Below are 8,282 nucleotides of genomic sequence, written 5' to 3'. Positions count from 1 at the left end.
GGCCGCAGCCGCCGCCCCCGCCGACCAGGCCGGCTCCTCCGGGGCCTCGGCCAGCACCGCCGGCCGCTGGCGCGAGGAGCCCACGGACTCCGCCGCCCGCTCTGAGCCGGCGCAGCCGGCCGCCGCGACCGCGACGGTCTCCCTGCTGCTGCAGGACGGCTCCTCGCGGACCTACCACGTCCACGAGGGCTCCAATATCCTCGGCCGCTCCACCACCGCGGACTTCCGCCTGCCGGACACCGGTGTCTCCCGCGAGCACGCCGAGCTGTCCTGGAACGGCCACGACGCGGTGCTCACCGACCTGAAGTCGACCAACGGCACCACGGTCAACGACACCCCCGTGGACAACTGGCTGCTCGACGACGGCGACGTGATTACGATGGGACATTCCCGAATCGAGGTCAGGATCGTCCGCCCCGGAAACTGAGGCGGCGCGCCCGGGCTTCCCCCGACGTCCGGCGACCGACAGGACCGCGACGCGACCGACAGGAACGCACGGACCGACGAACACAGACTTTCACAGACGGACTGACCCTGACCCGGGTGGCACGCGTGCAGCGCGACCACCGCAAAGGAGGCTCCACACATGGACTCGCTCGTTCTCACGGGCTTCCGCATCGGCCTGCTGGTGCTGTTGTGGCTGTTCATCTTCCTCGCGCTGCGCGCCATGCGGCGTGACACCGCCGCCGTCGCCGGCGGCGCCGCCCGCAACGGCGCGGGCCGCAAGCGCACCCGCGGCTCCCGTGGCCAGGGCCCGCGTGCCCAGGCGCACCGCATCGCGATCGTCGAGGGCCCGCTGAAGGGCTCGCACATGGAGCTGACCGGGGTCAGCGACATCGTCCTCGGCCGGAACAACCAGTGTGACTTCGTCCTCGGCGACGACTTCGCCTCCGGGCGCCACGCGCGCCTGTTCCGGCGCGGCTCGGACTGGTTCATCGAGGACCTGGACTCGCGCAACGGCACCTACGTCGCCGGCGTGCGCATCGATCAGCCCGAGCGGGTGGGCACCGACACGGACATCCGTGTCGGCCGTACGACAGTGAGGTTGGTCCCGTGACCCTGCGACTTAACTACACCGTGGCCTCGGACCGGGGCCTGGTCCGCGGCAACAACGAGGACTCCGCCTACGCCGGTCCGAACCTGCTGGCGCTGGCCGACGGCATGGGCGGCCACGCCGCCGGCGAGGTCGCCTCCTCGGTGATGATCAGCCACCTGGAGGTCCTCGACGCCGACCCGGGCGACAACGACATGCTCGCCCTGCTCGGAGGCGTCGCCGACGACGCCAACCACGCCATCGCGAACGAGGTCGGCGAGCACCCGGACCACCAGGGCATGGGCACCACGCTGACGGCCCTGCTGTTCAACGGCTCCGAGCTGGCCATGTGCCACGTCGGCGACTCGCGCGGCTACCGGCTGCGCGACGGCGAGCTCGAGCAGATCACCGTCGACGACACCTACGTCCAGTCGCTGGTCCAGGAGGGCAAGCTCGCCCCCGAGGACGTCTCGACGCACCCGCAGCGCTCGCTGATCCTCAAGGCCTACACGGGCGCGCCCGTCGACCCGACGCTGACCTCGCTGGAGGCGCGCGAGGGCGACCGCTGGCTGCTGTGCTCGGACGGGCTGTCCGACCCGGTCAGCCCCGAGACGATCCGCGACGCCCTCGCCGAGGGCTCGCCCGAGCACGCCGCGCAGCGCCTCATCGAACTCGCGCTGCGCTCGGGCGGCCCGGACAACGTCACCGTGGTGATCGCGGACATCGTCTCCGACGATTCGATTGACGACGCCGCGCGTGCGACGTTGCCGGTTACCCCCGCCGTCGCCGGTGCGCTGCTCGGCGAGGAGGACTACCAGACCCACCCGGAGACCCCGGCCGGCCGTGCCGCGGCGCTCAACCGTCCCGCGGGGGCGGGCGCCGCAAGCGGCGCCCGCCGAGATGCGGACGGACGCGGCGAGAGCTCCCGGCGCGCCGTCGCAGGCGCCGGTGCAGCAGGTGCCGGCGCGGCCGGCGCAGCAGGCGCAGCCGCGGGCGACCGCGGGGCCGAGGCCCGGACCGGCGCCGGTGCACGCCGCGACGCCCACGGGGACGCCCCCGAGGGCGAGGACGACGAGGACACCGACTCAGACGCGGACCGCGACGACTCCCGCCGCGGGGTGCGCTGGGGCGCCCTGATCACCGCCCTGGTGGTGGCGATCGTGCTCATCGCCGGCGGCTGGTGGGCCGTGGACAAGGCCCGCGGCACCTACTTCATCACCGCGGACGACACCGGCCGCCTGCTCGTTGAGCGCGGCCTGGACTACTCCGTCTTCGGCCGCGACCTGCACAACCCGCACCAGGCGGCCTGCCTGGCCGAGGACGGCACCGTGACCCTGGTGGCCGCGGACGCGGACGCCGGCGGCTCGGACTGCCGCCCGTTCGCCCTGCAGGACCTCCCCGAGTCCACCCGCTCGCAGGTCGACGCGCTGCCCTCGGGCAGCTACGACGAGGTCAACGGCCAGCTGCGCCGCCTCGGCGACGAGGCCCTGCCCGTCTGCGTGACCCGCCCGGCCGGCGAGAAGGCCGCGGACGCCGGCAAGGACGCCAAGGACGCCAGGGACGGGGCCGACAAGGCCGTCGCGGACAAGGACGCCCAGAACTCCGGCACCGCCGACGGCGGCGACAAGCACGCCGACTCCGGGGAGAAGGCCGGCGAGGACGGCGCGCTCGGCCGTCCGGGCGTCGACTGCCGGGAGGCCGGCCGGTGAACGCACTGAAGAACCTGCTCTCGCGGCGCACGGAGATGGGCCTGCTCATCGCCTCCGCCGTGATCATCGCGGTCATGCTCGTCAACCTCGAGCTCTCCCAGGGCAACACCCTGACCACCGAGCTTTTGTGGGTCATCGGCGGCTACGTCGCGATCTTCACCGTCGCCCACCTGACCCTGTGCCTGGTGGCCAAGGACGCCGACCAGATCATGCTGCCGATCGTCGCCCTGCTCAACGGACTGGGCCTGGTGACCATCTACCGCATCGACATCGCCCGCGACTTCACCATGGTCAACCGCCAGGTGCTGTGGACCATGGTCGGCGTGGCCATGCTCGTCGCCGTGCTCGTCATCGTGCGCGACCACCGGGCACTCAGCCGCTACTCCTACCTGCTGGGCCTGCTCGGCCTGATCCTGCTGGCCCTGCCGCTGGTCTGGCCGACGTCCATGAACGCCGACGCGCGCATCTGGATCTCCATCGGTCCGTTCTCCGTGCAGCCCGGCGAGTTCTCCAAGATCCTGCTGCTGCTCTTCTTCGCCCAGCTGCTGGCCACCAAGCGCGCGCTCTTCAACGTCGCGGGCTACCGCTTCCTGGGCATGGAGTTCCCCCGCCTGCGCGACCTCGCACCCATCCTGACGGTGTGGGCCGTCGCCATCGTGATCATGGCCGTCTCCAACGACTTCGGCCCGGCCCTGCTGCTCTTCGCCACCGTGCTGGGCATGATGTTCCTGTCCACCGGGCGGGTCAGCTGGCTGATCATCGGCGGCGTGCTCGTCGCCGTCGGCGGCACCGCGGTCTACCTGGTCTCCTCGAAGATCCAGGAGCGCGTGGCCAACTTCATCGACCCCCTGGCCAGCTACGACTCCACCGGCTACCAACTCTCCGAGTCGCTGTTCGGCCTGTCCTGGGGCGGGGTGACCGGCACCGGCCTCGGCGAGGGCTACTCCGCCGAGATCATCCCGGTCGTCTGGTCCGACTTCATCCTCTCCGCCGTCGGCGAGGAGTTCGGCCTGATCGGCCTGTCCGCCGTGATCATCCTCTTCGCCGTCCTGGTCACCCGCGGCTTCCGCGCCGCGCTGTCCGCGCGCGACTCCTACGGCAAGCTGGTCGCCTCCGGGCTCTCGCTGACCATCGCCGTGCAGATCTTCGTCGTGGTCGGCGGCATCACAGCCCTGCTGCCGATGACCGGCCTGACCACCCCGTTCATGTCCGCCGGCGGCTCCTCGCTGATGGCGAACTACATCCTGCTGGGACTGCTGCTCCGAATTTCCGACGCCGCGCGCCGACGCGAGAGCGCACCCGCCGGCGCCGCGGCGCCGGCCGTGGCGGCGGCCGGCGACAACCGTAAGAAAGAGACCGCGCTGCAGAGCACGACGTCGTCAAGCGGCCCCGAAACCGGGACGTTCGCCCAGTTCAGGGAGGTGCGCTAGATGAACCGCGCCATCCGCTGGGTCGCCGTCTTCGCGCTGCTGCTCGTCGCGGTGCTGCTGGTCAACCTGAGCTACATCCAGGTCTTCCGCGAGGACGAGCTGGCCCACAACCCGCTGAACAAGCGCGAGTTCCTGCAGACCAAGGAGATCCCGCGCGGCCAGATCTCGGCCGGCGGGCAGGTCCTGGCGGCCTCGGCACCCGACGAGGCCGGCCTGTACCACCGCTCCTACCCGACCGACCCGGTCGAGTTCTCGCACGTGACCGGCTACCTCTCGGACCGCTTCGGCGCCACCGGCGTCGAGCAGTCCTACAACGGGGTGCTCAACGGCACCGAGGTCGGCGCCGGCCAGTGGCTGGACAAGCTGAGCGGCAACGTCGCGGCCGGCAACAACGTCGAGCTGACGCTTCTGCCCGAGGTCCAGCAGGTCGCCTACCACGAGCTGGCCGACAAGGGCTACGAGGGCTCGGTCGTGGCGCTGAGGCCCTCGACCGGCGAGGTGCTCGCCATGGCCTCGACACCGTCCTACGACCCCAACGCCGTCTCCGACACGGACCCGGACACCTCCGGGGCCGCCTGGGAGCAGCTGCAGGCCGACGAGGGCAAGCCCCTGCTCAACCACGCCACCCAGGAGACGCTGCCGCCCGGCTCGATCTTCAAGATCATCACCACCTCGGCCGCACTCGAGGGCGACTTCACCCCGGAGAGCACCGTGACCGGCGCGCCGTCGATCACGCTGCCCAACACCGAGACCACGCTGACCAACTACGCCGGCCAGCCCTGCGCCGGCGGCGGCGACGTCAGCCTGCGCACCGCGTTCAAACTGTCCTGCAACACCGCCTTCGTCCAGGTCGGCGAGGCCGTCGGCGCCGAGAAGTTCGCCGAGACCGCCAAGGCCTTCGGCGTCGGCGAGACCTACGACCTCGGCCTCGAGCAGGCCGCCGGCGGCGTGGGCGACCTGCCCGACGAGGCCGCGCTGGGCCAGTCCGCGATCGGCCAGCGCGACGTGGCGATGACCGCGCTGCAGGCCGCCGTGATGGCCGGCACCGTGGCCAACGACGGCGCGCGCATGAGCCCGCACGTGGTCAGCCGCATCACCGCCCCGGACCTCAGCGAGGTCAAGAAGATCGGCGACAAGAAGCTCAACCAGGCCATCCCCGAGGAGGTCGCCGCGCAGGTCACCGACCTGATGCGCGACTCCGAGCGCAACACCTACGGCGCCACGGGCGCGGACATCGCCTCCAAGACCGGCACCGCGGAGCACGGCGACGAGAGCACCCCGCCGCACACCTGGTACGTCGCGTTCTCCCCGAGCGAGGACGCCGACGTCGCCGTGGCCGTGGTGGTCAAGAACGGCGGCGGCGAGGGCGTCGGTGCCACCGGCGGCAAGATCGCCTCCCCGATCGGACGCGCGGTGCTCGACGCCGCGCTGCGGGCGACGCGGTAGGGCGTGAGGTGACCACAATGGGACCCAGACCGGTAACGGCAGCCACCGCAGCCACGACAGGCTCCACGACCACCACCGGCACCGGAAGAACGACAGGCACGACAGGCACGACACGGAAGGGAGCGCGACGATGACCGAGCACGACGACGTCGAGGGCCGCGGTCGCGCCCAGCGGCTGATCGGCGAGGACTACGAGCTGCGCTGGATCATCGGCCGCGGCGGCATGTCCACCGTCTGGCTGGCCGTGGACCACACCGACCCGGACAACCCCCGCGAGGTGGCCGTCAAGGCGCTGCGCCCGGAGTTCTCCAACGCGCCGGAGTTCCTCTCCCGGTTCCGCAACGAGGCCGCCGCCGCGGAGTCCCTCGACTCCGACAACGTGGTGCGCACCTTCGACTACCGCGAGGTGCCCGACCCCTCGGGCACCGTCTTCTGCTTCATCGTCATGGAGTACGTGCGCGGCGAGTCGCTGGCCGACCTGCTCGCCCGCGAGGGCAGCCTCGAGGAGTCGCTGACCCTCGACGTGCTCGAGCAGGCCGCCCACGGCCTGGCCGTCATCCACCGCAAGGGCCTGGTCCACCGCGACATCAAGCCCGGCAACCTCATGGTCACCGAGGACGGGGCGACCAAGATCGCCGACTTCGGCATCGCCAAGGCCGCCGAGGCCGTCCCGCTGACGCGCACCGGCATGGTCGTCGGCACCGCCCAGTACGTCTCCCCGGAGCAGGCGCAGGGCAAGGAGGTCACCGCCGCCAGCGACGTCTACTCGCTCGGCGTGGTCGCCTACGAGACCCTCTCGGGCCGGCGCCCCTTCACCGGGGACTCCTCGGTGTCGGTGGTGCTCGCCCACATCAACAACCCCGTCCCGGCGCTGCCGAACTACGTCAGCCCGCAGACCCGCGAGCTGGTGACCACCGCGCTGCGCAAGGACCCCGCCGGCCGCTACGCCGACGGCGACGAGCTGGCACTGGCGGTCTCCGCGGTGCGCCGCGGCGAGTACCCGCCCCAGCCGAAGTCCGCCGGGCTCGCCGGCCGGGCCCCCGAGCCCTCGCCGACGGCGACGACCGAGGCGCTGGCCTCCGTCGCCCAGCCGACCACCGTGCGCCCGCAGGCGCCCGGACCCCGGCGCGCCGACGTCGCCGCCGGGCCCGTCCGCCACCGCCCCGCGCCGCGGGACACCCGGCCGCCCAAGCGGAGGAAGGAGGGCGGCGGCTTCGGCACCGGCCTGCTCATCGCGCTGGTCATCGCGCTGGCCCTGGGCGTCGGCGTGCTCGCCGCCGCCTCCGGCCTCCTCGACGGCCTCATCGGCCGCGGGGGGACGACCACACCGACCACACAGGAGGAGACCATCGTCACCGAGACGGTGACCTCCTCGGAGGAGCCCGAGGTGCTGACCACCACCCACCGCGAGCCGGAGACCGAGGAGGAGGACACCCCGGAGCGCGAGACCACGCACCGCGACCGGGAGACCTCCCGCGAGCCGCTGCCCGAGCCGCCCAGCCAGCCGGAGCAGCCGACCCAGCCGACCCAGGACGGCGGGGAGATGCCCACGCTGCCGGACACCTCCGAGATCGAGGAGGGCCTCAACGACCTGCTCAACCCCAGAAACGGCGCCGCCGACACCGGCGCGGGCACCCGCGGCACCACCGGCACCGGAGGTGCGCTGTGACGCTGATCGCGGACCGTTACGAACTCGGTGACGTCATCGGCACCGGCGGCATGTCCGAGGTCTTCGCGGCCGAGGACACGCTGCTCGGCCGCGGCGTGGCCGTGAAGATGCTGCGCCCCGAGATGGCCCGGGACCTCAACTTCCGGGAGCGCTTCCGCCGCGAGGCGCAGAACTCCGGGCGGCTGAACCACCCGGCCATCGTCGCCGTCTACGACACCGGCGAGGCCGAGATCGACGGCCTGGGCGTGCCCTACATCGTCATGGAGCGCGTCTTCGGGCGCACCCTCCGCGAAATCCTGCACGCCGACGGGCCGATGCGCCCGGCCGAGGCCGCCCGCATCCTCGAGCCCGCCTGCCGCGCGCTGACCGCCAGCCACGAGGCCGGCATCGTCCACCGCGACATCAAGCCGGCCAACATCATGATCACCAACACCGGCCAGGTGAAAGTGATGGACTTCGGAATCGCCCGCGCGCTCGACGACTCGACCTCGGCGATGACGCAGACCTCCGCGGTCATCGGCACCGCCCAGTACCTCTCGCCCGAGCAGGCCCGCGGCAAGCCCGCCGACGGGCGCAGCGACATCTACGCGCTCGGCTGCGTCTTCTACGAGCTGGTCACCGGCCGCCCGCCCTTCCAGGGCGAGACCCCCTTCGCGGTGGCCTACCAGCACGTTCAGGAGGACCCGGTCCCGCCGTCGCACCACATCGCGGACCTGACGCCGACCGAGGCGGTCAACGTCGACTCGGTGATCCTCACCGCGATCGCCAAGCACCCGGCCGACCGCTACCAGAATGCCGACGAGCTGGCCTCCGAGCTGGAGCTGCTCTCCCGCGGCGCGGTCACCCAGGCCGCCCGCAGCCACGTCAGCCCGGCCGCCGGCGGCGACGGCTACGCCGACGGCGACCGACGGGACGTCGGCAATCAGGCGGCGACCACCGTCATGGCCGCCGGCGGCGCCCACGCCGCGCAGCGCCCCGCGCCCGTGGCCGAAGGC

At 72.3% G+C, this 8,282-nt stretch carries 7 protein-coding genes; all 7 read left to right on the top strand.

Annotated elements, in window-relative coordinates:
- Positions 1 to 427: FHA domain-containing protein (locus QQA02_RS11535; protein WP_284864348.1), on the top strand; the 427-nt coding region annotated here is incomplete at its 5' end.
- Between the two features lie 159 nt (positions 428 to 586).
- The gene (locus QQA02_RS11530; RefSeq protein WP_284773774.1) at positions 587 to 1,057 is read left to right on the top strand and encodes an FHA domain-containing protein FhaB/FipA; all 471 of its coding nucleotides are present in this window, start codon (positions 587 to 589) and stop codon (positions 1,055 to 1,057) included.
- Positions 1,054 to 2,742: a PP2C family protein-serine/threonine phosphatase gene (locus QQA02_RS11525; protein ID WP_284864347.1), complete on the top strand. Its 1,689-nt coding sequence runs from the start codon at positions 1,054 to 1,056 to the stop codon at positions 2,740 to 2,742. Before QQA02_RS11530 ends, QQA02_RS11525 begins: the two co-directional genes overlap by 4 nt.
- Before the next feature lie 35 nt (positions 2,743 to 2,777).
- Positions 2,778 to 4,172, top strand: a complete 1,395-nt coding sequence (locus tag QQA02_RS11520; protein ID WP_502870999.1) for an FtsW/RodA/SpoVE family cell cycle protein — start codon at positions 2,778 to 2,780, stop codon at positions 4,170 to 4,172.
- On the top strand, positions 4,173 to 5,618 hold the full coding sequence (locus QQA02_RS11515; protein ID WP_284864345.1) for a penicillin-binding transpeptidase domain-containing protein: 1,446 nt from the start codon (positions 4,173 to 4,175) through the stop codon (positions 5,616 to 5,618).
- A 130-nt stretch (positions 5,619 to 5,748) separates the two neighbouring features.
- Positions 5,749 to 7,287: a serine/threonine-protein kinase gene (locus QQA02_RS11510; RefSeq protein WP_284864344.1), complete on the top strand. Its 1,539-nt coding sequence runs from the start codon at positions 5,749 to 5,751 to the stop codon at positions 7,285 to 7,287.
- Positions 7,288 to 7,337: 50 nt separating this feature from the next.
- A partial coding sequence (locus QQA02_RS11505) for a protein kinase domain-containing protein (RefSeq protein ID WP_502870998.1) occupies positions 7,338 to 8,282 on the top strand: 945 nt, incomplete at its 3' end.

It is taken from the genome of Corynebacterium sp. MSK006 (assembly GCF_030232385.1).
Taxonomy (GTDB): Bacteria; Actinomycetota; Actinomycetes; order Mycobacteriales; family Mycobacteriaceae; genus Corynebacterium; species Corynebacterium frankenforstense_A.
Note: the sequence above shows the minus strand (reverse complement) of the source record. Positions and strands in the feature narration are given on the sequence as shown.

What these genes read in the sequence shown, in the direction of transcription:
- QQA02_RS11520 (WP_502870999.1), top strand. Translation starts at nt 2,778, where the DNA reads ATGGGCCTGCTCATCGCCTCCGCCGTGATCATCGCGGTCATGCTCGTC.
- QQA02_RS11515 (WP_284864345.1), top strand. Translation starts at nt 4,173, where the DNA reads ATGAACCGCGCCATCCGCTGGGTCGCCGTCTTCGCGCTGCTGCTCGTC.
- QQA02_RS11510 (WP_284864344.1), top strand. Translation starts at nt 5,749, where the DNA reads ATGACCGAGCACGACGACGTCGAGGGCCGCGGTCGCGCCCAGCGGCTG.
- QQA02_RS11530 (WP_284773774.1), top strand. Translation starts at nt 587, where the DNA reads ATGGACTCGCTCGTTCTCACGGGCTTCCGCATCGGCCTGCTGGTGCTG.